This window comes from Microbacterium sp. F51-2R (assembly GCF_052180235.1).
In the GTDB taxonomy this organism is placed as follows: domain Bacteria; phylum Actinomycetota; class Actinomycetes; order Actinomycetales; family Microbacteriaceae; genus Microbacterium.
The window spans coordinates 1,775,735-1,800,638 of record NZ_CP197470.1; the positions used below are offsets into that span (position 1 = coordinate 1,775,735).

Annotated in this window: 17 protein-coding genes; 4 read left to right on the forward strand and 13 right to left on the reverse strand. The window is 69.1% G+C overall.

Features of this window, described 5'->3' with window-relative positions; translation table 11 throughout:
• Positions 1-26 precede the first annotated feature (26 nt).
• The 3 genes from ACSBPH_RS08005 to ACSBPH_RS08015 form a co-directional block, all read right to left on the reverse strand.
• On the reverse strand, positions 27-2,480 hold the full coding sequence (locus ACSBPH_RS08005; protein WP_442577060.1) for a family 43 glycosylhydrolase: 2,454 nt from the start codon (positions 2,478-2,480) through the stop codon (positions 27-29).
• Positions 2,481-2,759: 279 nt separating this feature from the next.
• Positions 2,760-4,382, reverse strand: coding sequence for an amidohydrolase (locus ACSBPH_RS08010; RefSeq protein ID WP_442577061.1), 1,623 nt, complete (start codon positions 4,380-4,382; stop codon positions 2,760-2,762).
• Positions 4,379-5,830, reverse strand: a complete 1,452-nt coding sequence (locus tag ACSBPH_RS08015) for an APC family permease (RefSeq protein ID WP_442577062.1) — start codon at positions 5,828-5,830, stop codon at positions 4,379-4,381. Before ACSBPH_RS08015 ends, ACSBPH_RS08010 begins: the two co-directional genes overlap by 4 nt.
• 149 nt (positions 5,831-5,979) lie before the next feature.
• On the opposite strand from ACSBPH_RS08015, the gene ACSBPH_RS08020 reads away from it, so the two are divergent.
• Positions 5,980-6,999 carry a LacI family DNA-binding transcriptional regulator gene (locus tag ACSBPH_RS08020; RefSeq protein WP_442577063.1) on the forward strand — a complete coding sequence of 340 codons (1,020 nt, stop codon included), beginning with the start codon at positions 5,980-5,982 and terminating at the stop codon, positions 6,997-6,999.
• A 14-nt stretch (positions 7,000-7,013) separates the two neighbouring features.
• Positions 7,014-7,475, forward strand: a complete 462-nt coding sequence (locus ACSBPH_RS08025; RefSeq protein WP_442577064.1) for a DUF3237 family protein — start codon at positions 7,014-7,016, stop codon at positions 7,473-7,475.
• Between the two features lie 76 nt (positions 7,476-7,551).
• Here the strand turns inward: ACSBPH_RS08025 and ACSBPH_RS08030 are convergent, their stop codons facing one another.
• From ACSBPH_RS08030 to ACSBPH_RS08055, 6 genes are all read right to left on the reverse strand, one after another.
• Entirely contained in the window at positions 7,552-9,846 is a 2,295-nt protein-coding gene (locus ACSBPH_RS08030; RefSeq protein WP_442577065.1) for a beta-glucosidase, read from the reverse strand.
• 140 nt (positions 9,847-9,986) lie between these two features.
• Positions 9,987-10,772, reverse strand: coding sequence for a nucleotidyltransferase domain-containing protein (locus ACSBPH_RS08035; protein ID WP_442577066.1), 786 nt, complete (start codon positions 10,770-10,772; stop codon positions 9,987-9,989).
• A 40-nt stretch (positions 10,773-10,812) separates the two neighbouring features.
• Positions 10,813-12,867, reverse strand: coding sequence for an alpha-L-rhamnosidase-related protein (locus ACSBPH_RS08040; protein ID WP_442577067.1), 2,055 nt, complete (start codon positions 12,865-12,867; stop codon positions 10,813-10,815).
• Positions 12,864-13,694 carry a carbohydrate ABC transporter permease gene (locus tag ACSBPH_RS08045; RefSeq protein WP_442577068.1) on the reverse strand — a complete coding sequence of 277 codons (831 nt, stop codon included), beginning with the start codon at positions 13,692-13,694 and terminating at the stop codon, positions 12,864-12,866. The genes ACSBPH_RS08040 and ACSBPH_RS08045 overlap by 4 nt, the downstream gene beginning before the upstream one ends.
• Positions 13,691-14,620 (reverse strand): carbohydrate ABC transporter permease, encoded by a 930-nt coding sequence (locus tag ACSBPH_RS08050; protein WP_442577069.1) that lies wholly within the window; start codon positions 14,618-14,620, stop codon positions 13,691-13,693. Before ACSBPH_RS08050 ends, ACSBPH_RS08045 begins: the two co-directional genes overlap by 4 nt.
• A 59-nt stretch (positions 14,621-14,679) precedes the next feature.
• The gene (locus tag ACSBPH_RS08055) at positions 14,680-16,005 is read right to left on the reverse strand and encodes an ABC transporter substrate-binding protein (RefSeq protein ID WP_442577070.1); all 1,326 of its coding nucleotides are present in this window, start codon (positions 16,003-16,005) and stop codon (positions 14,680-14,682) included.
• A 260-nt stretch (positions 16,006-16,265) separates the two neighbouring features.
• Between ACSBPH_RS08055 and ACSBPH_RS08060 the strand changes: the two genes are divergently transcribed.
• Both ACSBPH_RS08060 and ACSBPH_RS08065 read left to right on the forward strand, forming a co-directional pair.
• Entirely contained in the window at positions 16,266-18,563 is a 2,298-nt protein-coding gene (locus ACSBPH_RS08060) for a family 78 glycoside hydrolase catalytic domain (RefSeq protein WP_442577071.1), read from the forward strand.
• Positions 18,564-18,575: 12 nt separating this feature from the next.
• Entirely contained in the window at positions 18,576-19,586 is a 1,011-nt protein-coding gene (locus tag ACSBPH_RS08065) for a LacI family DNA-binding transcriptional regulator (RefSeq protein ID WP_442577072.1), read from the forward strand.
• A gap of 154 nt (positions 19,587-19,740) precedes the next feature.
• On the opposite strand, the gene ACSBPH_RS08070 is transcribed toward ACSBPH_RS08065, so the two are convergent.
• From ACSBPH_RS08070 to uidA, 4 genes are read right to left on the reverse strand one after another with little or no spacing between them, the layout of a single operon-like run.
• Positions 19,741-20,268: a gluconokinase gene (locus tag ACSBPH_RS08070; protein ID WP_442577073.1), complete on the reverse strand. Its 528-nt coding sequence runs from the start codon at positions 20,266-20,268 to the stop codon at positions 19,741-19,743.
• Entirely contained in the window at positions 20,265-21,500 is a 1,236-nt protein-coding gene (gene manD, locus ACSBPH_RS08075; protein ID WP_442577074.1) for a D-mannonate dehydratase ManD, read from the reverse strand. The genes ACSBPH_RS08070 and manD overlap by 4 nt, the downstream gene beginning before the upstream one ends.
• A gap of 28 nt (positions 21,501-21,528) precedes the next feature.
• Positions 21,529-22,989, reverse strand: coding sequence for a glucuronide transporter (gene uidB, locus ACSBPH_RS08080; RefSeq protein WP_442577075.1), 1,461 nt, complete (start codon positions 22,987-22,989; stop codon positions 21,529-21,531).
• Positions 22,990-23,026: 37 nt separating this feature from the next.
• Positions 23,027-24,811, reverse strand: coding sequence for a beta-glucuronidase (gene uidA / locus ACSBPH_RS08085; protein ID WP_442577076.1), 1,785 nt, complete (start codon positions 24,809-24,811; stop codon positions 23,027-23,029).
• Positions 24,812-24,904 lie beyond the last annotated feature (93 nt).

Genomic DNA, 24,904 nt, shown 5'->3' on the forward strand with positions numbered 1-24,904 from the left:
CCACCCGGGTCGCGCTGAGGAAGGGATCAGTTGCAGGTGTACGCCGCGTACGACGCCGTGACCTTCCCGGTCTCCGTCTTGCCGGCGACCGTCGCCGACACGTCGACCGTCACCTCTCCGGCCGCGTAGCCCGACGCCCGCGTGCTGAACGCCGCGGAGACGGTCTTGCCCGGCTGGATCGAGACGCTCTTCGACCCGTACGGGGTGCCGACGAGCGCCGTCACCGGAGTGTCGTTCGTGTTGGCCACCGACACCACGAGAGTCGCCTTGCCCGCGACGCACCGACCGGCGGTCGTCGCCGTGACCCCGTCGGCGATGCCGGCGGGAGCCTCGGTGAACGACAGGTAGTCGATGTCGAACAGCGCATCCGAGGTCGATCCGACATAGGTGAAGAACACGTCAGCCGTCCCCTTCGCACCCGTGAGGTCGGCGGTGTAGTCGGCGTACCCGGCGCCGCTGCCGGCGGGGATGTCGACCGTTCCCGCGATCTGCCCGGTGGGCGATCCCAGGCGTACCTGGATCTGTCCGCCCGACTTCGCTGCGGCGTGGAAGCTGACCGAGGCCGCGCCCTTGTCGCCGAACGCCACCTTCGACAGCGCCGTCCACTCGCCCCCGTGGAGGTTTGCGAGCTTCATGCCCTGGTCGTTCGTCGTGCCGAGGAACTCGGTGCGGATGCCGGTGGTCGGCGTGTAGGGGTCGCGCAGACCGGAATCCCAGGCGATCGTCTCGCCCTCGATGCGCTTGTAGGGGTTGAGGTCGGCGACCTGGTCCACGCCCTTCATCGTCATCGTGATCGGGCTGATCGTGCCGTCCGCCGCGATCGAGATCTTGTCGATGTGCGTCGAACGGTATCCCTTCACGCCGCTGAACTGCCCGTCATCGACGAACTTCTTGAACACGGTCTGCGCGTGATACGTGATGTACCAGCTGTCCTTGAACTCGAAGATCGCGTGGTGGTTGTTGCCGCCGACGCCGAAGAAGTTCGCCGGGTTGGGCATGATCTGGTCGACGTAGGTGAAGGGCCCCATGGGCGAGTCCGACACCATGTAGGCGATGTTGCCCGTGCCGACGGTGCGCGTCTGGCCGTCGATCAGGAGACCGTTGGGGCGCGCCGTGAAGTTCGTGCAGTAGCTGTAGTAGTACTTGCCGTTGAACTTGTGGATGCCCGAGTCCTCGAAGAGCGCAGGGGCGTTCACGAGGGCCGCAGAGCCGTCCACGCTCGTCATGTCGGCGCCGAGCTTGATCACGCGGCCGGTCTTGGGCCAGTCGCTCTGCCCGGTCGGAACGCCGCCGCCGAAGTAGAGGTATCCGGTGCCGTCGTCGTCCACGAGCACGGCGGGGTCGAAGAGCCACACGACGTTGTTCGCCCCGGCCAGGTTGTTGACGCCGGGCGTGCTCGAGGAGACGAGCGCCGCGCCGTTGAGCGGATCGGTCCACGGGCCGACGGGAGTGCTCGAGGTCAGCACGCCGATGCCGCCGGCGCTGTTGGCGTAGTACAGGAAGAACTTCTCGACGCCGTTGATCGTCTTGTGCGCGGCCGAGGGCGCCCACGAGTTGCTCGCCCACGACGAGACGCCGAAGCCGTTGTTGCGACCGGCGACCTTGATCTGGCCGTGGTTGGTCCAGTTGACCATGTCGGGCGAGGAGATCACGGTGATGGTCTTGATCTGACCGTACGAGTTGTCGATGATGTCGCCGTCGGCGTTCGTCTCGTACGCGTATTCGGCCCGGCCGTCGGCCGTGATCCGGTAGGCGTCCGAGGTCATGTAGACGTAGACCCGGCCGTCGTACTCCATCGCGAAGGGATCGGCGCCGTACTCGTAGTCCATGAGCGGGTTCGCGTTGCCGATCGCCTTGGCGGGGGCGGCGGTGCCGACCGGCTTGGGCGGGTTGGGGGCGCGCTTGCCGATGAGCGAGATGTCATCGACGAAGTAGATGTCGGGAACCACCGTCGCGCCCACGGTCTCGACGCTGAGCTTCGCCGTCTTGAGGTCGAAGTCGGTGGCGGGGGCCGTGAACGTGCCCGAGATCTGCGTGAAGAGCAGCGTGTCGGCCGTGCTCCCCTTGGCCACGGGAGCCTGCGCGAGGGTCACGACGTGCCCGCCCGCGTCCCGCAGGTTCAGGGCGAAGGTCACGGTGCTGTCGCCCGCATCGCGGAAGTGCACCCACGCCGAGGTCGTGTACGACTCGCCCGCGATGAGACGGTTCACCGTCTGAGACGCGCCATCGGTGTTCGCCGTGCGGGCGTTGACCTTGAGCGACAGCGCCCCGGCGTGTCGCGTCGAGTAGCCGAGCGAGAGGCTGACGCCCGTTCCCTGGGCGAGCCATGGCGTCGTGCCGCCCTCGATGTTCCCGTTGCTCACGAGTTCCACCGGCTCATCGGCGGCGAGCGCCGCCCCCGGCGTGGCGGTGACCGCGAGGCCCGCGATGAGCACCGCGATCACCGAAGTGAGCCAGGCCTTCGACCTGTGCTTCTGCATTCCTGCTCCTTTGCTGTGCCGCTCCCGTAGGGCGGGCACGTCGTTCCGTCGATCGATAAACCGCGCGACGAACGACTGGGCTGAGGGCCGGATGCTTTGACGCGACGTGAGACGCGCCGACAATCGACTTCGTTGGCGGTGAAACGAGATGTTAGCGGTCACACCTCCACGCGCGCAAGCATCCTCGCCGACCGGTCCTCGCGCAGGTCTTCGCGCCGCCTGAACGGTTGCGGGGCCGAGGCGTCGCACGGACGCTCGGCCCCGAATCGCGAGAGCGGGTCAGCTGCGCGCCCTCGCCCGCTCGATCACGACACCGCCGTCGACGACGGTGAGGAGCACCTCCGCCGCGGCGAGGTCCTCGGGGTCGACCTCCATCGGATCGCGGTCGAGCACCGTCAGATCGGCGACGGCCCCCGGCTCGAGCACCCCGCCGCGCCTGCCGATCGTCGCGTAGGGCTGCGTCGTGAATCCGCGCAGCGCATCGATCGCGGCGAGCGCCTGCGCGGGCCCGATCGGCGGGGCCGCCGGATCGTCGTGCGGCCGGCGCAGCTGCGCGTCGGCGAGGATGCCGACGGCATCGCTCGGCGCCACGGGCCAGTCCGAACCGAGCGCGAGCGGCACCCCGGCTCGCACCAGGTCGCCCGTGCGGAAGCCGCGGGCTGCCCGCTCGGGTCCGAGGCGCCGCGACCAGTTGTCGGTGCCGTCGGACTTGGTGAAGAGGGTGCAGTGCGTCGGCTGCATGCTCGCCGTCGCGCCGGAGGAGACGAGCACCTCGAGCGAGGCATCCGTCATCGTCTCGATGTGCTCGATGCGGTGCGTCGCGTTGCGAGTCGGCAGCCCCGCGATCGCACGCACGACGAAGTCGATCCCCGCGTCGCCGATCGCGTGGGTCGTGGTCGGGATGCCCCGGCGATCGAGCTCCGTGACGGCGGCGCGGTACTGCTCGGGGTCGAGCCAGAGCGAGCTCGTCGACTCGCCCAGGCAGTCCGGCTCGTGCAGCCAGGCCGTGCCGTTGTCGACCGTCCCGTCGATCATGAGCTTGACGCCCTCGACCACCCAGCGGCGGCCGCGCCGGCCCTGCAGCGCGGCGAGCCGCTCGACCTCGGCGAGCGGGGTACCGGGCTCGAACCACGGCGACATCCGCAGCCGGATGGGCAGGTCTCGGGTCTCTTCGATGCGCTCGAGCAGCTCGAAGGTGCCCGGCGCCAGATCCTGCACCTGACCGGAGGTGAAGCCGGCGCGCGCCATGTGCAGCAGGATCTCGTACAGAGCCTCGACCCTCTCCTCGAAGGTGAGATCGGGGATGAGCCGCTGCACGAGGGCCATCGCCTGCAGTTCGAGGAGGTAACCGGTCGGCCGGCCGGCGGCGTCGACGACGACCCGCGAGGCATCCGTGAATCGTCCCGGACCCGTTACCCCCGCAAGCTCCAGCGCCGTCGACGAGGCCAGCGCCGCGTGCGCATCGAACAGCCGCACGAACGCGGGACGCTCCCCCGCGACGGCGTCGAGCACGTGGTTGGTGACCTCGTCCTCGCCGAACACGTTGGGGTCGAGGCCCCACGCCAGGAGCCATTCCCCGTCGCCCAGCGTGGCGACGTGCGCCCTGAGCTGCTCTTCGACCTCGGCGAGGGTGCGGCAGCGGCTGAGGTCGGCGCCGCGCGTCAGGTCCAGCCCGAAGACCGGGTGGATGTGGCTGTCGACGAACCCGGGCAGGATGACTCCGCCGTCGAGTTCGACGACCCGCGTGGTCTCGCCGACGTACGGCTCGAGATCGGTCGGCGTGCCGACGGCGAGCACGCGGCCCTCGGCGATGGCGATCCCCGTCGCACCCGCGTCAGGGCGGTCGGACATCGTGATGACGGATGCCGCGGTCACGACCAGCTCTGCAGCGGTCGGGGTCATGCCTGCTCCGCCTCCTGGCCGCCGACGCGGGCGAAGATCTCGGGCCTCCTCGCGCGCAGGACGACGGCGTAGACGGCGCCGCCGATCAGCACGAGCGGGACGATCGCGAGGATGACGGCGTTCACCGCGGCCCCGGCCGCCGTGAGGTAGTCGATCGTCGAGACGAGGATGGCCAGGAGCACGGCCATCGCGACGGTCGAGAAGATCGCGGCGGGAAGGACGTACCACCGGCGGGCGAGCTGCGGGTTCTTGAGGATGAAGATGAGCACCGAGATCGAGGCGAGCAGCTGCAGCGTGATGATGCCGTACACGCCGGGCGAGTTGACCAGGATGACGAGCTGCGTGAGCGGGTCGAGCCCTGCCAGCCCGAAGGCGAGCACGACGACGATCGCGACGATGCTCTGCACGAGACCCGCAAGCCAAGGTGCTCCGGTGCGGTTCGTGCGGCGGAAGAGCGCCGGGAGGATGCCGTCGCGCGCGAGCGCGTAGCTGTAGCGGTTGATCGCGTTGTGGAAGGCCAGCTGGCCGGCGAAGATGCTCGAGACGATGAGGATGAACATCGCCGACACGCCCCACGGACCGACGTACTGCCCCATCGCGGTGAAGAAGAAGGCGGCCGGGTCTTCGGCGATGACCTGCTGCACCTGCGCGTCGCCGAACGCCTGGATGACGAGCCAGAGCGTACCGGTGTAGAAGATCGCGAGGAAGGCGACCGCGATGTAGGTCGCACGCGGGATGGAGCGCTCGGGGTTGCGCGTCTCGTTGCGGTAGAGCACGGTCGACTCGAAGCCCATGAAGGCCGCGAAGCCGAAGCCCAGGATGGCGAACATGCTGGGGGTGAAGACGTTCTGCGGCGCGAAGGTGCCGAACTCGAGCGAGCCCGCGCGCTGGCTGAGGATGGCGACGGCCAGCACCACGAGGAGGGCCGTCTCGAGCACGAGCAGAACCCCCAGGACCTTCGCTCCGACGTCGACGCCGGCGGCGGCGAGCCCGAACACCAGGACGGCGCCGACGAGCGCGAGGACCCACCACGCCACGTCGATTGCGAAGACCGTCGACAGCATCCCCTGCGCCATCACTCCGAACAGGCCCCAGAGGCCGATCTGGAGGAGGTTGTACGACACCCACGCGAGGAAGCCCGCCGCGAGGCCGACGATCTTGCCCAGCCCGACCGAGATGTAGGTGTAGAAGCCGCCCATCGGCTGGAGGTTGCGCGCCATGAAGAGGAAGCCGATGGCGAAGATCGCCAGCACGACGCCTGCGATCGTGTAGACGAGCGGCGCCGAGACCCCTCCGATGAGCACGGCGAGGGGGCCGATGCCGGCGAGCACGCTCAGCGGCGCAGCAGCCGAGATGACGAGGAAGACGACGCCCCACGTTCCGAGGGCCGCCTTCTTCAGGCCGCCGGTCTTCGGCTTGTCGTCGAGCAGGGTCGAATCGATGGTCACGGGCACAACTCCTTTGTTGAGGGCGGCTGCCGCACGGCCGGGTACCGGCGGCGCCACTAGCGAGTGTGACGCAGAACCGCGATGTGCGCAATCGATTGTGCAAAAGTGGTGTCACGAGCCCGTCGTTAGGATCGCTCGAGAGGAGTTCCATGTCACTCGTGCGGCCGGCGACCCTGCAGGATGTCGCGGACCTCTGCGGCATCTCGCGCGGAACGGCCTCGCGCGCACTGACGGGCGGCGGACGCGTGTCGCCCGAGACGCGGGCGAAGGTCCTCGCCGCCGCCGAGCAGCTGAACTACTCCACCAACAGCGGGGCGCGCAATCTGCGCCGGGCGCGTGCGGGATCGATCGGCCTCTGGCTCCCCCGCGGACTGCGGTTCATGGACTACTACATGAACTTCGCGTTCGGGGTCGCCGAGAGCACGCAGGACAGGGAGCTGACCGTCTCGCTGGTCCCCGACGGCTTCCCCGCGGCGCGGGCGCAGAGCCTGCACGTCGACGGCTTCGTCATGGCCGATGTCGACAGCCACGATGAGCTCGCCCGCGCGATCCTCGCGACCGGCCGGCCGGTCGTCGTGTCCGAGCCGGTGCCGCCCGGCATGCCGCACCCGACGGCGGTCGTGGCGGCCGACCACGCGACGGCGACCCGGCGGCTCCTCGAGCGGCTCCGTGCGGGAGGCGCGACGTGCGTCACGGTCCTCACGCCCGATGTCGATCAGACGTGGGTGAGGGCCGTCGATCGCGCCGCCGCCGAGTGGTCGGACGGAAGCGCGGCGGAGGTCATCTTCTCGCGCCTGGCCGGAATCCCGAGCGCGACCGAGCTGCAGCGCGTCGTCACCGATCTGCTGGCGGCGCATCCGCGCGTCGACGCCGTCGTGTGCGTCGCCGAGGGCCTCGGAGTCGGCGTGCTGTCGACACTCCGCGAGCTCGGCCGCGCCGTCCCCGACGACATCCAGGTCGTGTCGTACGTCGACAGTCCGACGCTCCCGATCGTGCAGCCACCGATCTCGGCCCTCGACCTGCGGCCGCGCGAGGCCGGCCGGCGCGCCGGCGAGATCCTGATCTCGCTCATCGAAGAGGGCGGGGCCGCGGCATCCGTTCCGCCCCGAGTGGAGCTCTTCGACCTGATCTACCGCGAGCGTCAGTCCACCCGCCCCTCCCCCGAGTGAAAGCAGCTGAGCAGATGACCGTCGACCCTCCCGTCCCCGCGCTCGAGCCGGCATTCGAGGTCGTCGCCGATCTCGGCGAGCTGGAGGACCACGGGATGACGCGGTCCGGTCACCGCCGGATCATCCCCGTGATCGGCGGCACGATCACCGGCGGCTTCACCGGGACGATCCTCGCCGGCGGCGCCGACTGGCAGGTCGTGCGCGCCGACGGCTCGATCGATATCGACGGCCGCTACAGCGCGCGCGGCGACGACGGATCGCTTCTCTACATCCGCGCCCGCGGAGTGCGCAGCGGCGACCCCGCTGTGCTCGAGGCTCTCCTGCGCGGCGAGGATGTCGCGCCCGACGCGTACTACTTCCGCGCCGCCCTCACTCTCGAGTCGGCCGCGCATCCCGAGTTCGAACGCTCGCTCTACGTCGCCTCGTACATCCGCGAGGCCGCACGCGTGCGCTATGTCGCCTACCGCGTGACCTGACCGCCGCGGCCGGCGAGCCGGCGCCCGGACGCAGCGAACGCGGGGCAGGCCGTGGCCCACCCCGCGTCCGCGGGTGTCACTTGATGGCGAACTGCGTCGCCACGGCGGCGGCGGACGAGCCGCCGACCGCGACGCCGTAGGTGCCCTTGGCCGTCTTCCACTGGTGGCCCGCGGCATCCCAGTACTGGAGGAGGTGCAGGTCCGCCAGGTCGGCGGCCGAGAGCGCGATCGTCACGTTGGCGTGCTCACCCGGCGCGAGGGTGACCGACTTCCAGCCGACGAGTCGCGAACCCGGCGTGCCGGTCGATTCCGGCAGCGTGACGTACGCCTGCGCGGTCTCGGTGCCGGTGCGGCTGCCCGTGTTGGTGACCTTGAACGAGATGCGGATCTCCTTCTCCCCGTTCGTCGACTTCGGCGTCACCTGCACGCGGTCGTACGCGAACGTCGTGTACGACAGGCCGTGGCCGAAGGGGAACAGCGGCTCGATGCCCTGCGACTGGTACCACTTGTAGCCGACCGCGAGTCCCTCGCTGTACGACACCTGGCGGATCTCCGACGTGCCGGCCGGACGCGTCGTCGAGCCGTTCGAGAAGATGCCGGGGTACTGCGCCGGGGTGTTCGTCGGCACGTCGGCGAGCGACTTCGGGAACGTCATCGGGAGCTTGCCCGTGGGCTCGACGTCTCCGAACAGGAGCGACGCGATCGCCGGGCCCTGCTGCTCACCGCCGTACCAGTTCTCGAGGACCGCCTGGACTCCGCCGAGCCACGGCATCTCGACGGCGCTTCCCGTCTGCAGCACGACGACCGTCTTGGGGTTGGCCTGCTCGATCGCCGAGATGAGCGCGTCGCCGTTGCCCTGCAGCTTCAGGTCGGTGAGGTCGCTGAACTCCCCCATCCGCTGGTAGCCGAAGACGATGGCGACATCGGCCGCGGCGGCCTGAGCGGCGGCGGCTGCGACATCCTGCCCGTCGTTCCAGGTGACGGTCGCGCCCGCCTGCGCGGCGCGCTCGGTGAGAGCCGTCTCGGCCGACACGACGTCTTCGCAGGGAAGCGTGTTGCGCGGTGCGGCGTTGGGGTTGAACCGCAGCGTCAGGCTGCACACCGAGATCGCGCTCGTCGGCACGCCGCCGACGCTCGTGACGGTCTTGGACGCGGTGGGACCGAACAGCGCGATCTTCTGCCCGGCCGAGGGGGCCAGCGGCAGCGCGCCGTCGTTCTTCAGCAGGACGCTGCCCTGCTCGGCGATCTGCTTCGCGACCGCCTTGTTGGCCGCCGTCGACGCCTCGGCCGCCGCCTGCGCGGGGAGCGGGTTGTCGAACAGACCGGCGCGGATGTACGACCGGATGACGCGGAAGGCAGCCTCGTCGATGCGAGCCTGGGTGATGGTGCCCGCTGCGAGCGCCGCGTCGAGCTTGGCCGGCGTGAACCAGATCGGGCGGTTGAGCTCCTGGTCGAGGCCGGCGTTGAGCGATGCCGCGGTCGAGTGCACCGAGCCGAAGTCCGACATGATGAAGCCGTCGAACCCGGCGTCGTCCTTGAGCACCTTCTGCATGAGCGGGCTCTCGCAGATGTAGACGCCGTTGACCTGGTTGAACGCGCACATCACGGTCTCGGGCGAGCCGCGCTTCACCGCGATGTCATAGGGCAGCGTGTAGAGCTCGCGAAGGGTGCGCTCGTCCATGTTCGACGAGCTCGTCTGACGGTCCAGCTCCTGCTCGTTGGCGACGAAGTGCTTGAGCTGTCCGGCGACCTTGCCGTCCGCTTCGATGCCGCGCACGTCGGATGCTGCCATCAGGCCGTTGATGAGCGGGTCCTCGCCGAAGTACTCGGGCGTGCGGCCGGCGAGCGGGGTGCGGGTGTTGCCGATGCCCGGGGCGAGCAGCACGTTCTTGCGCTTCGCGTAGGCCTCCTCCGCCTGCGCGACGCCCTTCTCGTAGGCGAGATCGAGATTCCAGGTCGAGGCGAGGGCGATCTGGGACGGGAAGTCGGTGACACCCGCGGAGCGGACGGCCTCGGGACCGTCGGTGTAGACGATGGTCGGGGTGCAGGCGACCTGCACGGGGTAGACGACCGGCGCCTCCCCGGCCAGGCCCGGATTCCAGTCGGTGCGGGTGGGCAGGGTGGCCGGCTGCTCGACGAGCCAGCGGTACTTCTGGTGCTGCGAGCTCGCGTCGAGCAGGGCGTGGGCCCGTTCATCGGCGGACTTCGAGTGATTCATCCACGGCACCGTCGTGCAGTCTTCGGCCGCGGCGGGCGCCGCAGCGGCCACGAGTCCACCGGTCGAGATGAGGGCTGCGCCCATCATCATCGCGACGAGTCGTCGGCGTGTGCGCCGGCCGCCCGCGTCGGGGATCTGGTCGGTTGTCGTCATCGTCGGTTCCCTCTTCCTCGAGAGTTCTGTAGATCGGTCCACGTTTTGTGGAACGATTCACGTTTTCGCATGAAGGGGCCGGATGTCAAGTGTCCGACCAAGAATGCGCCCACCCGATCCCGGCGAAGTCGCGGTGATCGTCAGCTGTACTCGGGCGGAATCGTGCCGAAGAACCAGGCGAGCTCGGTCTCCTCGATGTAGCGCGAAAGTGTGCCAGCCCGTGGCAGATCCCACGGGTGGAAGTCCTCGACGTGGCGCGTGATCTCGCGGCCGCGGGCAGCGGTCGGCGCATGCAGCTGCTGAGCGACGCGTCGCTCGTGGCCAGGCGGCAGGCTCGGGAGCCCACCCACCATCTCGCGGAGGTACTTGTGCCCGCGGAAGAGCACGTGGTGGTGGCTGAGCAGCGCCCGGTCGGCCGCGGCGATCATATGCAGCGACGCCCATGCGAGGAGATACGGGTCGCCGCGCACCTCGGCCTGCTCGAGGAAATACCCGCCCTGCAAGCGCATCTGAGCGATGAAGGAGGCGCAGCGCGGGCGGAAGAACTCGGGCCCCGGCTCGCTGATCCGCGACAGCTGCGCGCCGAGCTGCGGGATCTCGGCCCACACGACCCGCGCGCCCACGAACGAGGCACGGGTGGGTTCGTCGCCGCTTTCGACGGCGCGAGCGAGATACGTCGGCGAGACGAGCTTCACGTCGACGTAGCCGCCCGGGTAGGTCGCGGCCGCCGTCGCGGTGTAGCTGATCCGATCGCCCTCGCGGGCGCGGAGGAAGGCATCCTCGGTCACGACGACGTAGACGTCGACGTCGGAGTCCGCCCGCTCGGTGCCGCGCGCCACCGAGCCGACGAGCACGACGCCGAGGACGCCCGGCTCCTCCCTGCTCGAACGGGCGAAGGCCTCGACGGTCTTCTCGTGGTGTCGCATGCGATCCTCGCGTGATCTTCTTCGTCGGCTCCGGTGACCCCTAGCCGGACGGCCACGAGACGCGGGCCGGCCCTTCGATCTCGCCGCCTTCAGGAGGGACGAATGTCGAGCCCAGCGGCACCTCGACCTCGATGCGTTCCCGGTCCGCGACCACGACGATGTCGCCGGTCGGGGCGGGGACGACCAGTGAGGCCCACTCGAGTGCCCCGAGGGCCGGTGCGATGGTGAACGACGACCACCCGTCGCCGAGGGGGCGGATGCCGAAGACCGCCTCTGGGATGAGGGCCGCCGGGCCCGCCGACCACGCGTGGCAGAGGCTCCGGCCGAAGGGGCGTCCGTACATCTCGAAGGGGTCCTCGGCGTCCGTCGCCTCCTCCCAGAACGTGCCGTACCCGCGATCGAGCATCGCGCCCCATACCCGGTCGATCTGCGCGAGGGCCTCGGCCGGATCGCTCTCCAGCAGGGCCCGCAGCCGCAGCGCGTTCATGAACGGGGTCCCCGCAGCGAGACCCCGCACGGCATCCTGAACCCCCGGCGGCGCCTCGGCGTGCATGCCCGCGAGGACGGCGAGGAAGTTCGCGTAGGGCGCGGGGTCGGAGTGCGAGTCGGTCGAGTCGAGGTACGCCCGCCACATGCCACGATCGGCCGACCACGCGCGCGTGCGCAGCGTCGAGGCGAGTCGCTCGGCGAGCGACGCCCACCTCTCGGCCCCCGCGTGGCCCACTCGTTCCAGCACGCGCTCGGCGCTGCGAAGCGCCCAGTGCCAGAGCATCTGCAGCGCGACGGCATCGCGGCCCTCATCGAGCTCGACCCCCCAGTCGAGGAACACCGACCCGGGGCCCGCGTCCACGAAGCCGCCGGACTGCCGAGGAGGCCGGAAAACGCCGTCGGCACCTGCGTGCTGCGCGAGGTCGCCGACGAACTCGTCCACTCGCGACGCCTCTCGCGCCAGGAACTCGAGGTCGCCGAAGTAGCGCGCGGCGAGGTCGACGTTGATGACCCACCAGAGGGAGTAGTCAGCGATGCCGTTGACGTAGCCGTGCCCCGGCTGCCCGAGCGCGACGAGCCCGTCCGCGACGAGACCTGCTTCGCCCAGGGCGAAGGCGTTCACGAGGGTGCTCATCGCCTGGTCGCCGGCCCACGGCATCCTGTCCCGTTTGATGCCGTCGATCGTGAGCCCCTGGGCGCACATCCGCAGCGTGTACTGGGCGACGGCCCAGATCTTCGTGAGGCGGTCATCCGAGCAGGCGAAGGCGCCCGGGCGGTCGACGGGCATGACGGAGGCCTCGACCGTGACATCGGCGGCCGGCCGATCGGTGCGCAGGTAGCGGAAGCCGAGCCGGTGACGCGTCGTCCAGCCGCCGCCCGGGATCTCGACGACGTCGTGCCGCGTCTCGTGGGAGAGCGGGGCTCCGCACGCCTCGGCGGGGCTCTCACCGCTCACGACGACCGGCCTCGGCCCGGGGGCGAACACGGGTCGGCCGAGGACGGGTGCACCCACGTCGAGCAGCCCATCCGGCCCTCCGCGCGCGCCGAGGCTGACGCTGCCGGTGGGAGCGAGGTGGGGAGGGCGCGTGCCGCCCCGCCGTCGTGCCGCTGCGACCCAGTCCCCTCCCTCGACGCTCACCTCCCACGAGAGGACGTCGGCCTCGGCCGGTTCGAGGGCGAGCGCGGGAACGAGCGACGCATGGCCGACGACCTCGACCACGAGCTCGACGGTGCGGTCCGGAAGGTCGAGGCTGAGCAGGTCGCCACTTCCGCGTGCCGGATCGAGCGGCACTCCGTCGAGGGCGACGGACGCCGCGCCGGCGACCCGCATCCGCAGCGCCCCGCCGTGCGCGACCGTGGTGCGGAATACGGCGGCGACCGCGGGGCGACGATGGCTGCGGGGATAGTGCACGTGCCGGTTGGCGGCGAAGCCCTCATCGACGAGGCGCGCCAGCACGGCGAGCTCGTATTCGCCGCGACCGTACGACCAAATCAGCTCTCGAGACGGCGCGCTGATCTCCGACTCCTGGAACGGCTGGGGCGAGTGCTCGGCGACCCAGCGGCGGATGTCTTCCGCGACGGACGGATGCCGCGGCCGGCCGCTCATCCCTTCACGGCGCCCGAGGTCATGCCCGCGACGATCTGCCGCTGGAAGAAGACGTACATGATCAGCGGCGGGATCGTGATGATGAGCACGTTCATGAAGAGCAGGTTCCAGGAGCTCACCGCCTGTGACGTGTAGTTGTAGGTCGTCAGCTGCACCGTGGCGTTGTCGTCCCCCGGCAGGAAGTACAGCGCGAAGGTGAAGTCGTTGAAGACCGAGACGGCCTGCACCACGATGACCGTGATGATGACCGAGCGCAGCAGCGGGAAGACGACACGGAAGAAGAGCTTCACCGGACCCGCGCCGTCGATGATCGCCGCCTCGTCGAGCTCCCGCGGGATGCCCGCCACGAACGCACGGAACAGCAGGATGCAGAACGACAGGCCGAACGCGACGTGCACGGCGATGAGGCCGACGAGGGTCTTGAACAGCCCCAGTCCCTGCAGGACCCAGATCGTCGGGACGACAGCCGGGGGGATGATGAGGCCGGCGAGGACGAAGAAGTTCACCAGCGGATTCCAGCGCGAGCGCCGGCGCTGGAGGACATAGCCGACCATCGCCCCGAGGACGACCATGATCGCGACGGCGCCCACCGTCAGGATCGTGCTGTTGACGAATGCGCGCACGATGAGGAAGTCGCGCGTGCTGAGGACGGTGACGAGGTTGTCGAAGAACGCCCAGTGGGTCGGCCAGCTGAACTTCAGCGCCGCGGCCTCTTTCTGGGTCTTGCCCGCGGTGAGGACCATGAAGGCGAACGGGACGAGGAACACGAAGACGGCGATGATGAGCGCGACCGATCCGCCGACCCACCGCCACACACGATTGGTCACGACTGGTCTCCCTTGCGGTTGAGCCACCACGACAGCGGGAAGATGATGGCCGCGACGACGACGAACAGCACGACGTTGCCCGCGGTCGACAGTCCGAAGAATCCCGCTTGGTACTGCTTGTAGACGACGGACGCCAGGACGTCGCTGGTGAAGCCCGGACCGCCCTTCGTGATGGCCCAGATGAGGTCGAAAGAGCGCAGGCCACCGATGAGCGAGAGCAGCACGACAGTGGCGGTCGCGGGCTGCAGCAGCGGAAGCGTGATGTGCCGGAACGTCTTGCCTGCTCCGGCGCCGTCGACCCTGGCCGCCTCGTAGTACTCCTGCGGGATCGCGACCATGCCCGCGATGAAGATGAGCGTGGCAAGGCCGACGCCCTTCCAGATGTCGACCATCGCCACGGTGAGCAGAGCCGTCGCCGGGTCGGTCCACCACCCCGGCCCCTGGAGCCCGATCGCCTCGAGCCCGGCGTTGACCGGGCCGTCGAACGGGTCGAGCAGGACCTTGAACATGATCCCCACGCCGATCGTGCTGGCCAGCACGGGGAAGAAGATGACGGAGCGCGTGAAGCCGCGACCGATGATCTGCGAGCTCAGCAGCACCCCGAACAGCAGTCCGAGCACGACCTTCGCGCCGGAGGTGACGAAGGCGTAGATGAAGGTGTTGACGAAGCCCTGGACGAGCGGGGGCTCCTGGAAGAACCGGATGTAGTTCTCGAAACCGATGAACTCGACGTCGAACAGCGTCCACCGCGTCAGCGAGAACCAGAACGACGCGACGGTCGGAACGAGGAAGAGGATGACGTAGAAGACGCCGGCGGGGAGGAAGAACCAGCTGGGATACGGACTCTTCATCCGGCGGCGGGGCTTCGCCTGCGGCTCGGCGCCCGCGGTCCGGCTGCGGCGCGGCGTGGCGATCGTGGTGCTCATGAGTGTCTCCGAGTCGCGGGGGCCGGAGAGATGTCCGGCCCCCGCGACCGTTCGGTGGCTTACCAGCCGTCGAGACCCAGCTGCTGGGCCTGCTTCTTCACGTCCTCGTCGTACTGCGCGGCACCGTCCTTCGCGGACGTGATGCCGGAGCCGACGGCGACCGTGATCTGCTCGAGCGCCGGTCCCTTGATGGGCGACAGGAACTCCAGGGCGAGGTTGGTCTTGCCGTCGTCGAAGTACGGCTGAAGATCGGACACCATCGCCGGCACGTCACTGCCGAGCGTGCAGCCTTCGATGACGAACGGCCCCTGCGGCGCCGTGGACTGCGCCTGGATGTCGCAGCTGTCCTTCGTCGTGATCCACGAGACGAACTTCTTCGCGGCGTCGAGCTTCGCGCCCTCGGTCGAGGTCGGGATGTAGACGCCGTTGGGCATCCACACCGTCAGGCCGTTGGAGGCGGCGTCGGGGCCGGGGAGGGGGAAAGTCCCGACAACATCCTTCGCCTCGGGGTTGGTGGTCATGAGCTGCGACGCCGCGAACGTCAGGATCGGATACTGCGCACCCTTGCCCGTCGCGACCATCGAGACGCCGTCGCTGTACGTCGCCGAGGCGAAGTCCTCGTTCAGGAGCTTCTTGTCGAAGACCTCCTGGAGGTGCTCGAAGCCCGCGAGGCCGGGCTGGTCGACGTACTTCGCCTTGTTGGCGGTGTACTCCTCGGCCCACTTCGGGTCCTCGGCCAAGACGTTGTTGAAGTCGCCCAGCACGAACAGCTGCGAGGTCCAGGTGTCGCCGTACGTCTGCACGATGGGTGCCGCGACGCCGGCTTCCTTGATCTTCTCGCTGTTGGCGATGAACTCGTCCCACGTGGTGGGCACCTCGAGTCCGAGCTGCGAATAAATGTCCTTGTTGTAGATGACGGCACCGGCCATCGACTGGCCCATGGGGGCGCCGTACACGCCCTTGTCGGTCGACACGGTCTTGACGAAGTTCTTGTCGAGCTTGCCGACCCAGTCCTGGTCGTCCAGGTTCACGAGCGTCTGGTCGGGGCTCAGCGCCTGGAAGAGCGAGCCGGAGTTGTAGGAGAAGACATCGTCCATCTCTCCGGTGGAGAGCCGGGTCTTGATGAGGTTGTCGCCCTCCGAGCCCTGGGGGCGCGTCTGGACATCGACCTTGATGTCGGGGTTCTCCGCCTCGAACGCCTTGACGAGTGCGTCCGCAACGGCGACCGTCGCCTCGCCGTTGTCGACGAGATAGCTGATCGTGACCGGGCCGTCGCTTGCCGACGAGCCACCGCCGGCCGAGCAGCCGGCCAGTGCCACCGTCAGGGCGACGCCGCCGACGCCGAACGCGAGGAGCGCCCGTCGTGTCGTGGTTCGGGAAACCATCTTCTCTACCTCCATGTAAAGGCAACTGCGCTGTTGATGCTTCGAGGCGGACAACGCTCTCGATGCGTGGGTGAGGCCACAGTAGGCGCACGCTCGGCAAAGTGTCAACCGATCTACACAAGAAATGTGGACTGATCTACATCCCGCTTCGACGAAGCGCGGGGATAACTTGTAGACCGATACACGAATCGATAGGCTCGGCCTCCTCCGGCGACGCCCGGGGACCCGCTTTCCTGACGAAACACACGACGAGGTATGGGATGTCCGACTGGCAGGGCCGATTCATCGCACCGGCGGAGCGCCTCGAGCGCGCGCCGCTGCTGCGCACCGAGATCACGCTCGACGACGGTCACGGAGCAGTCGCCGAGGCGACCGCCACGCTGTCTGCACTCGGGGTCGTGGAAGCCTTCATCGACGGCGCGCCGCTGTCGGACGACGTCCTGACGCCGGGATGGACGAGCTACGAGTGGCGCGTCCGCTACGCGACCTACGACGTGACGGAGCGCGTCGGCGGCGACCGGGTCGCGCTGGGCCTCGCGCTCGGCGACGGCTGGTACCGCGGCAGGCTCGGCTGGGGTGACGCTCCCCCGTACGGCCCCGAGATCGCCGGATTCCTCGAGCTGCGCATCCGGTTCGAGGACGGGCACGTGCAGACGGCGGCGACCGGTGAGGGGTGGCACGCGGCATCCGGCCCTGTCGTCTCGAACAGCATCTACGACGGCGAGCACATCGACGCGCGGCTCGCCATCCCCGGCTGGAACACCGTCGGGTTCGATGACAGCGCGTGGTCGCCCGTGCAGGTCGTCGACTTCGACCTGGACAGGCTCGAGCCGTACGCCGGCCCACCTGTGCGCCGGCAGGAGCGGCTGCGACCGGTTCGCGTCTGGACGAGCCCGGCAGGCAAGACGCTCGTCGACTTCGGGCAGAACCTCGTCGGGTGGGCGCGCGTCGCCGTCCGCGGCTCGGCCGGCGACACCATCACTCTGCGGCACGCAGAGGTGCTCGAAGACGGCGAGCTCGGCATCCGTCCCCTCCGTACGGCGAAGGCGACCGACACGTTCGTGCTGAGCGGCGAGGACGACGTCTTCGAGCCGACGTTCACGTTCCACGGGTTCCGCTACGTCGAGGTCGAGGGCTGGCCCGGCGGCATCGAGGCCCTCACCGGCGACGCCCTGACCGCGGTCGTGGTGAGCTCCGACCTGCGCCGCACGGGCCGGTTCGAGTCATCCGATCCTCTTCTGAACCGGCTGCACGAGAACGTCGTCTGGGGCATGCGCGGCAACTTCCTCGATGTGCCGACCGACTGCCCGCAACGCGACGAGCGGCTGGGCTGGACCGGCGACATCGCCGTTTTCGCGCCGACGGCGGCCTTCCTCTTCGACGTGAGCGGCTTCCTCCGCGACTGGCTGCGCGATGTCGCCCTCGAGCAGTCCCACCAGGACGGCATCGTCCCCTTCGTCGTCCCCGACATCCTCAAGTACATGGGTGCGCCCGCGGAGTTCTCGCCCGTCGACTCGACCGCCGTCTGGAGCGACGCCGTCGCCTGGGTGCCCTGGGCACTGTGGGAGGCGTACGGCGACCGCGAGGTGCTCGCAGAGACGTTCCCCGCGATGGCGATGCACGCGCGGAGGGTGCGATCACTGCTCTCGCCGGCAGGCGTGTGGGACCGCGGCTTCCAGTTCGGCGACTGGCTCGACCCCGACGCTCCGCCCGCCGATCCGGCCGGGGCCAAGGCCGACCGCGGCGTCGTCGCGACCGCGGCCGCCTACCGCACGGCACGCATCGTCGCGAAGGCGGCCGCACTCCTGGACCGTCCCGAGGACGCGGCAGAGTTCACCGACCTGGCTGAGACCCTCCGCCGCGGGTTCCAGGCGGAGTACGTGTCCGATTCGCGGATCCTGAGCGACTGCACGACGGTGTATTCGCTCGCGATCGCATTCGACCTCCTCGACGCCGAGCAGCGCCGATGGTCCGGCGAGCGCCTCGCCACCCTCGTGCGAGAGAGCGGCTTCCGCATCTCGACCGGATTCGCCGGGACGCCGTTCATCATGGACGCACTCACCGCGACGGGCCACCTCGCGGAGGCGTACGGCCTGCTCATGCAGCGGGAGTGCCCCTCGTGGCTCTACCCCGTGACCATGGGCGCGACCACGGTCTGGGAGCGCTGGGACTCGATGCTGCCCAACGGCTCCATCAACCCCGGCGAGATGACGAGCTTCAACCACTACGCGCTCGGCGCGGTGGCCGACTGGATCCATCGGATCGCCGGCGGACTCGCGCCGCTCGAACCCGGGTACGCGCGCCTCCTCGTCGCGCCCCAGCCGGGCGGCGGCCTCGAGTGGGCCAAGACCTCGCTCGAGACGCCGCACGGGCTCGCATCCGTCGAGTGGGAGACGGATGCCGGTGAGCTCCACGTCGTAGCCGTCGTGCCGCCGGACACCACCGCCGTGTTCCGCCGCCCGGGCTCGCCCGACGTCGACCTCGGCGCCGGCGCGCACCGGCTGACCGCCCCCCTCAGCGACGAGGCGACCTCCCCCGCCGGCGCGGTACGGCGCTAGTACTCTCGGTTCATGGCCCCCACCCCCGGACGCAGCGCGACCATCGAAGACGTCGCGGCGGCAGCAGGCGTGTCCCGCGCTGCGGTGTCGAAGGTGCTGCGGGATGCCTACGGCGTCAGCGACTCCATGCGCGAGCGCGTGACGGCGGCGATGACGGAGCTGAACTACCGCCCCCGGATCGCCGCACGCGCGATGCGCGGACGCACCTTCACCATCGGCATCGAGATCCCCGACTTCGGCAACCAGTTCTTCACCCGCATGCTCAACGGCGCGATGCGCGCGCTCGCCGACACGCAGTACCAGCTCGTGATCGCTCCCGCAGAAGCCGGGTCGCGTCACGGCCTCCGGGCGATCGAGGCTCTCGTGGACCGTCAGGTGGACGGGGTGATCGCGGTCTCCCCTCGCGTCACCCCCGAGGCGCTCGATCGGATCGCCGCGCACACGCCCGTCGTGATGTTCGGGCGCCACGACACCTCGGACGCCTACGACACCGTCGCCGGCGACGACGTCGCCGGCGCACATGCCGCGATGACGCACCTGCTCGGCCTCGGCCACACGAGGATCACCCACCTCACCCTGCCCGAGTCGGACGAAGAGGTGCCGTCGCCGCACGGCCTGCGTCTGCGCACCTACCGCACCGAGATGGAGCGGGCAGGTCTCGCCGACGAGGTCGTCGTGCTGCGCACCGACGAGGGTCAGGAGGCCGCCTACCGGACGGTGCGCCAGGCGCTCGAAGAAGGCGCGCAGCCGACCGCGATCTTCGCCGCCCACGACGAGCTCGCCATCGGCACGCTCCGCGCCGTCGCCGAGTCGTCACGGCCCATCTCCGTGGTCGGCTACGACGACGTCCCGATCGCCTCCCACCCGGCCCTCGGCCTCACGACCGTCGACCAGCCGGGCGATGAGATGGGCGCGCGGGCGATCCAGCTGCTCCTCGAACGCGTCGGCGGACGAACGGATGCCGTGCACGAGGTCTTCGAGCCGCACCTCCGGGTGCGCACCTCCAGTCGATCGCCGGAGTGATCCAAGGGCTGCTGCGCTGCGATCTGACCTCGGGTCGAAACGGATGCCGCGGCCGGCGCTCCTCGAAGGTTCAGCGTCGACCCCTCCGCTCGCTCGGGCACCGGGGGGCTGAGTCTTTCCGGTTCCCGAGCGAGTGTTGAACGTCTGATCCGCGTCAGCGGGACTCCGCCGTTTCGCGGATGACCCGCATCGCGCCGACGATGCCGGCGACGATCTCGTGGACCTCGGCCGCGACATCCACCACGATCCCCGCCTCATGGCTTCGAAGCGGTTCGAGCGTCGCGATCTGCGAATCGAGCAGGTGGGCCGGCATGAAGTGATCGGTGCGCGCCTGCGCCCGCGATCTCAACACCGGGTGCGCGCCGTCGAGGTGGATGAAGTGCACGAGCGGCGCGACGGACCGGATGCGGTCGCGATACGCCACGCGCAGCGCACTGCAGGCGACCACGAGTCCGGACGCCCGGTGACGGTCGAACTCCGCGCCCACGGCGTCGAGCCAGGGCCATCGATCTTCGTCGGTCAGCGCGACGCCGGACGCCATCTTGCGGCGGTTGGGCTCGGGATGCAGATCGTCCGCATCCACGAACGGCACCCCCCACTCCTGCGCCACGGCTCTGCCGACGGTGGACTTGCCCGCCGCCGACACGCCCATCACGCAGACGAGGGGTGCCCTCTCGGTCACCAGTCGTGCACCGTTCCGTCGGCGAGGCGGTTGAACGGCAGGTACGCCTTCTCATACGGGTACTTGCCCGCCTCGTCGACGTCGAGGGTCACGCCGAGGCCCGGCTCGTCGCCGGGGTGCAGGTAGCCGTCCGTCCACGAGAAGCTCTGCTGGAAGACGGAGTCGGTCTGTGCGGAGTGCTGCATGTACTCCTGGATCCCGAAGTTGTGGATCGACAGGCCCAGGTGCATCGCCGCGGCCATGCCGACCGGCGAGATGTCGGTCGGGCCGTGCATGCCCGACTTGATCTGGTACTGCGCCGCGTACTCGAGCGTCTTCTTCAGCGGGCTGATGCCGCCCATGTGGGTGACGGCTCCCCGGACGTAATCGATGAGCTGCTCCTTGATCAGGTCCTTGAAGTCCCACACGGTGTTGAAGATCTCGCCGATCGCGAGCGGCGTCGTGGTGTGCTGGCGCACCAGACGCAGGGCCTCCTGATTCTCGGCGGGCGTGCAGTCCTCGAGCCAGAACAGGTCGTACGGCTCGAGCGCCTTTCCGAGCTTGGCGGCCTGGATCGGCGTCATGCGGTGGTGCCCGTCGTGCAGCAGAGGCAACTCGGGACCGAACTCGTTGCGGACCGCCTCGAAGACCCCGGGAAGGTGGCGGAGGTACGCGCGCGTGTCCCAGTCCTCCTCCTGTGGGAGGGCACCCCGCACGGCCGGCTCATGGTCGTAACGGATGCCGGAGGTCGTCGCCGCGGCGTTCGAGGCGATGCCGTAGATGGCCTGAAGGCCCGGCACCCCGGTCTGCACCCGGATCGAGCGGTAGCCCTTCTCGAGATGAGCGCGGATCGAGTCGAAGATCTCGGGCAGGTCCTTGCCCGAGGCGTGGCCATACGCCATGAGCCCGCGGCGGCTCGCACCTCCGAGAAGCTGGTAGACCGGCATCCCGGCGGCCTTGCCCTTGATGTCCCACAGCGCCATGTCGACGGCGGCGATCGCCGCCATCGTGACGGGCCCGCGGCGCCAGTACGCCGAGCGATAGAGGAACTGCCAGGTGTCTTCGATCCGCCCCGCGTCCTTCCCGATGAGAAGGGGCGCGACGTGATCCTTGAGGTAGCTCACCACGGCCAGTTCGCGGCCGTTGAGAGTCGCATCGCCGATGCCGACGTGACCCTCGTCAGTCGTCAGCCGAAGCGTGACGAAGTTGCGGCCCGGGCTGGTCACGATGACTTCGGCCTTGTCGATGATCATGGGGAGTCCTCTCGGTGCGTCTGTCGGGTCAGGCCGTTGTCGGCGGTACGGATGTGGAGTCGGCGGCGCGGAAGGCCGCCGTGCTCAGCGCGGGGTCGACCGGCTCCGCCTCGCCACGGGCAGCGCGTCGCTGCGCGATCTCGGCGATGATCTCGCGGTGGCGGGCGTCGGTGAGCGGGTAGAAGAACATCACTGCGATCGCGATGAGGGCGGCGACCGCCGGCAGGAGGCCCGCGGCGGCGCGGATCCCCCATTCGGCGGAGTCGGACTGCACCTGCGCACCCGCGGCGTATCCCCCGAGGGCGAGCGCGTAGGCGGCCAGCGCTCCGCCGACGGCCTGACCCGTCTTGCGCGTGAAGGAGAAGAGCGCGTAGATGATGCCCTCGGCCCGCACCCCTGTCTTCCACTCGCCGTACTCGACGGTGTCGGCTTCGAGCGCCCACACGAGCATGTTGACGAGGGCGATGCCGATCTGGCACAGCACGAGGCCGGCGAAGGCCACGGGGACCGCCCCCGGCGGCGCGAAGAAGACCACGAGGCCGCCGATGATCATGACGACGCCGCCCGCGATGTAGCCGTTCCTCTTGCCGAAGCGGCGGACGATCGTGGGGACGACGGCCGCCAGCGCGAACACCAGCACGATCTGCACGAGCGACAGGACGGCGTACAGCGGCAGGGCATTGAGCACATCGCGCAGGTAATACAGCTGCACGGTGCTGAGCGCGAGCATCCCGGTGAGGAACGTGAACGAGCTCAGGCACAGCAGCAGCAGGGGGCGGTTGCTCCGCAGGATCGCGAGGCTCTGCCTCATCGTCACCTTCGGGATGTCGCGGATGACGGTCTCCTTCGCCGTGAAGAAGGTGAAGAGGTAGAGGGCGAAACCGACCACGACGAACCCGAGCGTCATGAAGGTGAAGATCGACTGCAGGTCGTTCTCCGGCTTGATCAGCGGCGCCACGAAGATGCCGAGGCCCGCGCCCACGAGCATGGCTCCGATCGTGCGGGCACTGGCGAGCTTCGCCCGCTCGCCCGCGTTGCGGGTCATCGCGCCGGCGAGCGAGCCGTACGGGATGTTGACGAGGCTGTAGGCCAGACCCAGGGCAGCGTACGTGAGGTACGCGTAGAGCAGCATGCCCGATTCGCCGATCTGAGGAACCGAGAAGGTCGCCACGCTCAGCAGGAGAAGCGGAAGCGATCCGAACAGGATGAACGGACGGAACTTGCCGAACCGCTTGCTGTACGTGCGGTCGACGATGCGGCCCGCGAAGACGTCGGCGAAGGCGTCGAACACCCGCACGACCAGCAGCAGCGTTCCCGCCGCCGCGGCGGAGATGCCCGCGACGTCGGTGTAGTACACGAGCAGGAACATCGTCGCGGTCGTGAACGCGAGGTTGTTCGCGGCGTCACCGGCTCCGTAGCCGACGATGCTGAGGGCGCCGAGCTTCTGGGGTGTCGATGAGGTCGTCGAGGTGGGGACGGCAGTGGTCATGCGGGGCTTCCTTGCCTGGTGCAGCGGATGGGGAGGGTCAGTCGGCGTCGCGGAGCGAGGTCCAGCGGGCGCGGAGGGCATGCGCGGCGGCCTTCGGCTTGCGGTCGCGCGTGAACACGCCCTTCTTGTTGCCGTCGACACGGGCGAAGCCGTTCTTGGTCTGGAAGTCCGCGAAGTTCCACACCTGCTCGCCGACGATCGCCGGGACGCGATCGTGCACGCGGTGGTACATCTCGAGGAACCTCGTCTGGTACTCCTCGGTGAAGGGCACGTCGTAGATCGAGTGGTACCCGGCGACCGTGTCGGCGCCGTACTCGGTCATGATGAGGGGCCGCGCGAACTTCTCCTGCCAGCCGAGCAGCTCGGCCTCGAGCTTGCGCTCCGCGCTGCGCAGGTCGCCGGAGTCGACGTACCAGCCGTAGTAGCGGTTGAGGCAGATCACGTCGAACAGGTCGGCGATGCGGTCGACCTCGAAGTTCGAGAACATGACGTTCACGAAGGTCACCGGCCGCGTCGGGTCGAGCTCGCGGTTGAGCGACACGAGCGGCTCGAAATACTCGCGAGCACCTTCCTCGTTGGATGCGGGCTCGTTCGTGATCGACCACAGCACGACACTCGGGTGATTCTTGTCGCGTGCGACGAGCTCGCGGATCGCCTGCGCGTGCGTCTCACGTGTCCGATCGTTGATCGTGTCGGGTGAGAACGTCTGCTGGCGCTGACCGCCGAAGATGCCGCCTCCCATGGAGAGGTTCAGTCCGACGGCGCCCACTTCGTCGATCACGACGATGCCGTGGCGGTCGGCGAATTCCATGACCTCCTCGGCGTACGGGTAGTGCGACGTGCGGAAGGAGTTCGCGCCGATCCAGTCCATGAGCTGGAAGTCGTGCACGAGGTAGGCGTTGTCGTGCCCCTTGCCGCGGATCGCGCTGTCTTCGTGACGGCCGAACCCGGTGAAGTAGAACGGTGCGCCGTTGATGAGGAACTCCGTGCCTCGCACCTCGATCGTGCGCACGCCGACGGGCAGCGAATACTCATCTGAGATCTCGCCGTCGACGAGCGCCTGAGCGCTCAGCGTGTAGAGATAGGCCGCACCCGGCTGCCAGAGCTTCACGTCCTCGACACGGAGCACGCCCGATGAGCCCGAGGCCGTCGCCACGACGGCGCCGTCGGCATCGCGCAGAGCGACGCTCACGGCATCCGCTCCCGTCGTCTCGACGTCGAAGCCGACGAGGCCGGCCTGTCCGTCGACATCCGTCGTGACGGTGATGTCGGAGACGCGCACGGCGGGTGCGCTGTACAGCCACACCGACCGGGCCAGCCCGGCGTAGTTGAAGAAGTCGTGCAGGTAGTCCTGCGTCCGCCCACCTTCGTCGGTGACCGTGATGACACCGGGCGGGATGGTGATGTTGGTGAGCTCGTTGCTGACCCCCACCGTGAGGCGGAACTCGGCGCCCGCGGCGACGACGTCGGTGACGTCGGCCTCGAACGGCGTGTAGCCGCCCACGTGCTCGGCCACCTTCACATCGTCCACGTAGACGACGCCTTCGTGGGTGGCCGCGTCGAACCGGAGGAAGACCCGCTCGCCGGCCCACCCGCGGGGCACCCGCACGGTGCGCTGATACCAGACCCAGCCGACGTGATCGCGGATCGCCGCGTCGGCGAACTGGTCGTTGTAGCTGGCCGGAACCGCAGCCTCGAGGGAGGTCGCGAGCGTGCCGCTCCACGGCGACTCGGCCACGGCGCTGTCGATGGCGAATCGCCACAGCCCGTCCAGATTGACGAGCTCACGAGTGGGTCCAGCCTGCGGCCTCAACATGGTCATGCTTCTCCTCCGCGTCCTTGCGTTGACGCGACGCTACGTGTGATGACTCGGTCGCATCGGGATCGATGGCAACCGATTGCTAGCAGTGAATCA

Coding starts and splice junctions, on each gene's coding strand:
- ACSBPH_RS08005 (WP_442577060.1), bottom strand. CDS start 2,480: ATGCAGAAGCACAGGTCGAAGGCCTGGCTCACTTCGGTGATCGCGGTG.
- ACSBPH_RS08010 (WP_442577061.1), bottom strand. CDS start 4,382: ATGACCCCGACCGCTGCAGAGCTGGTCGTGACCGCGGCATCCGTCATC.
- ACSBPH_RS08020 (WP_442577063.1), top strand. CDS start 5,980: ATGTCACTCGTGCGGCCGGCGACCCTGCAGGATGTCGCGGACCTCTGC.
- ACSBPH_RS08025 (WP_442577064.1), top strand. CDS start 7,014: ATGACCGTCGACCCTCCCGTCCCCGCGCTCGAGCCGGCATTCGAGGTC.
- ACSBPH_RS08030 (WP_442577065.1), bottom strand. CDS start 9,846: ATGACGACAACCGACCAGATCCCCGACGCGGGCGGCCGGCGCACACGC.
- ACSBPH_RS08035 (WP_442577066.1), bottom strand. CDS start 10,772: ATGCGACACCACGAGAAGACCGTCGAGGCCTTCGCCCGTTCGAGCAGG.
- ACSBPH_RS08040 (WP_442577067.1), bottom strand. CDS start 12,867: ATGAGCGGCCGGCCGCGGCATCCGTCCGTCGCGGAAGACATCCGCCGC.
- ACSBPH_RS08050 (WP_442577069.1), bottom strand. CDS start 14,620: ATGAGCACCACGATCGCCACGCCGCGCCGCAGCCGGACCGCGGGCGCC.
- ACSBPH_RS08055 (WP_442577070.1), bottom strand. CDS start 16,005: ATGGTTTCCCGAACCACGACACGACGGGCGCTCCTCGCGTTCGGCGTC.
- ACSBPH_RS08060 (WP_442577071.1), top strand. CDS start 16,266: ATGTCCGACTGGCAGGGCCGATTCATCGCACCGGCGGAGCGCCTCGAG.
- ACSBPH_RS08065 (WP_442577072.1), top strand. CDS start 18,576: ATGGCCCCCACCCCCGGACGCAGCGCGACCATCGAAGACGTCGCGGCG.
- manD (WP_442577074.1), bottom strand. CDS start 21,500: ATGATCATCGACAAGGCCGAAGTCATCGTGACCAGCCCGGGCCGCAAC.
- uidB (WP_442577075.1), bottom strand. CDS start 22,989: ATGACCACTGCCGTCCCCACCTCGACGACCTCATCGACACCCCAGAAG.
- uidA (WP_442577076.1), bottom strand. CDS start 24,811: ATGACCATGTTGAGGCCGCAGGCTGGACCCACTCGTGAGCTCGTCAAT.